General features: G+C 42.7%; 2 protein-coding genes. Both read left to right on the top strand.

Going from position 1 to position 2,190, the window contains the following annotated elements:
- Positions 1-411, top strand: a 411-nt coding sequence (locus F6K38_RS39955; protein ID WP_287360420.1) for an AAA-like domain-containing protein, incomplete at its 5' end; no start/stop codon positions are given.
- Between the two features lie 263 nt (positions 412-674).
- Positions 675-2,190, top strand: a 1,516-nt coding sequence (locus F6K38_RS39950) for an AAA-like domain-containing protein (protein ID WP_287360419.1), incomplete at its 3' end; no start/stop codon positions are given.

Below are 2,190 nucleotides of genomic sequence, written 5' to 3'. Positions count from 1 at the left end.
GATTTTACTTTGAATCAAGTTCAGGATTTGGCGAAATTTTATGGCTTAAATTTATCCGTTAATTCAGTACACAAATTAATGAGCATGGTAGGGGGACATCCTTATTTATTACAGTTAGCTTTCTCTAATCTTAGCAAAAATAGCAACATGACCATGGAGGATATTTTAGACACAGCCCCGACAGAATCAGGGATTTATCGCCATCATTTGCGAGAACTTTTAAATAATCTCATGCTCCATCCCAATTTACTAAATGCTTTCAAAAAATTACTGACAACTACTCAAGCAGTGCGCCTGGATTATAAAGAAACCTATCTGTTAGAAAGTCTGGGATTAGTCAGAGCAATCGGTAATGATTGTATTCCCAGATATAATTTGTATCGTCAGTATTTTAGTGACAGGATTTTATAGTGAATGTAAGCAGTCAGCGGTCAGCAGTCAGCGGTCAGCGGTCAGCCGTTGGTTGAAAAGTGAAAAGTGAAAACTGTTCGCGTAGCGTGCGCGTAGCGCTTAAGCTGAACGCGATCGCGTGCGCGTAGCGCTTAAGCTGATAACTGATAGCTGATAACTGATAGCTAATAGCTGATAACTGATAGCTAATAGCTGATAACTGATAGCTGATAGCTGATAGCTAATAGCTGATAGCTTCTTTATTCCCTACTCCCTTCCCAATCATGACCAACCAATCAACAATCTATCAAGTTGGCGGAAGTTTACCTAACGATGCTGCTACTTATGCAGTCAGAAAAGCTGATCAAGAAATTTTTGATGCTTTGATGGCTGGGGAATTTTGTTATGTGCTCAACTCGCGACAGATGGGTAAGTCTAGTTTGCGGGTAAAAACCATGCAAAGACTAATAGAGGTGGGAGTAGCTTGTGCTTCTGTTGATGTTACCCAAATTGGCAATTTTGTAACCTCAGAGCAATGGTATGCTAGCTTAATTAAGAGTTTGGTAAATAGTTTTAAGCTCTCAGATAAATTCAAGGTTTTACCTTGGTTACGAGAGCGCAAGCAACTCTCGCCAGTAATGTGGTTGGGTGAGTTTATTGAAGAGGTGCTGTTGTCAGAGATTCCAGAAAATATTGTTATCTTTCTGGATGAAATTGACAGTATTATTAAGGTAGAGTTTAAAGATGATTTCTTTGCCTTTATTCGCAGTTGTTATAACCAAAGAGCGGAGAATCCTGCCTACAATCGGCTCAATTTTTGCTTGCTGGGAGTAGCAACTCCAGCGGATTTGATTCAGGATAAACAACGCACTCCGTTTAATATTGGTCGGGATATTGAACTGACTGGCTTTACCTTTGAGGAGGCGAAAACACCACTGCTCCCTGGTTTGGTAGGGAAAGTGGATAATCCTGAACAGGTGTTAGCTGAGATATTGAACTGGACGGGGGGACAACCGTTTCTGACCCAGAAGTTGTGTAAGTTAATGGTGGAGAATGGGGGAACTACAGTTGAACAGGTTGCCCGTACCCAGATTATTGACAATTGGGTATCTCAGGATAAGCCAGAGCACTTGAAGACTATACGCGATCGCATTCTCAGAAATGAGCAACGGGCGAGTAGGCTGTTGGGATTGTATCAGCAGGTATTAGATCAGGGTAGTCTTGCCGCTGATGGCAGTGAAGAACAGACGGAATTAAGGCTATCGGGGTTGGTAGTGGAGCGCAATGGCTATTTAAAAGTTAACAACCGGATTTATGGCAGTGTTTTCGATAGGGATTGGGTTAAGCAGGAATTGGCTAGACTGCGTCCCTATTCTGAAGCGTTTACTGCTTGGGTTGAGTCTGGGTGTCAGGATGAATCCCGTTTGTTGCGGGGGGTGGCCTTAGAGAATGCTCAAGCTTGGGCTAGGGGTAAAAGTTTGAGCGATTTGGATTATCAGTTTTTAGCTGCTGGTCAGGAATTAGACCGCCGGGTATTGGCCGAAGAAAGTCGAATATTAGCTAAGGCCAATGATACGTTAACTGAAGCTCAAAAGAAAGCGAAGCGGATCATCAGCATAGGTGGTATTGTACTGGGTTTTTCGTTAATTGTTGCTGTGGTGACTGGGATCGAAGTTACAAAACAAAGAGAAGCCACACGACTAGAACAAGAAGCGCTTAGTGTTTTACGACGGTTACCAGGGGATAATGGTTACTATGGCGAGCAAGAGCTTTTATACTCAGCCATGGAGACTGGGCAAG

Source organism: Moorena sp. SIO3B2 (assembly GCF_010692525.1).
Taxonomy (GTDB): Bacteria; Cyanobacteriota; Cyanobacteriia; order Cyanobacteriales; family Coleofasciculaceae; genus Moorena; species Moorena producens.
The sequence above is the reverse complement of the archived record's forward strand: the minus strand, read 5'-3'. Positions and strand labels throughout refer to the sequence as shown.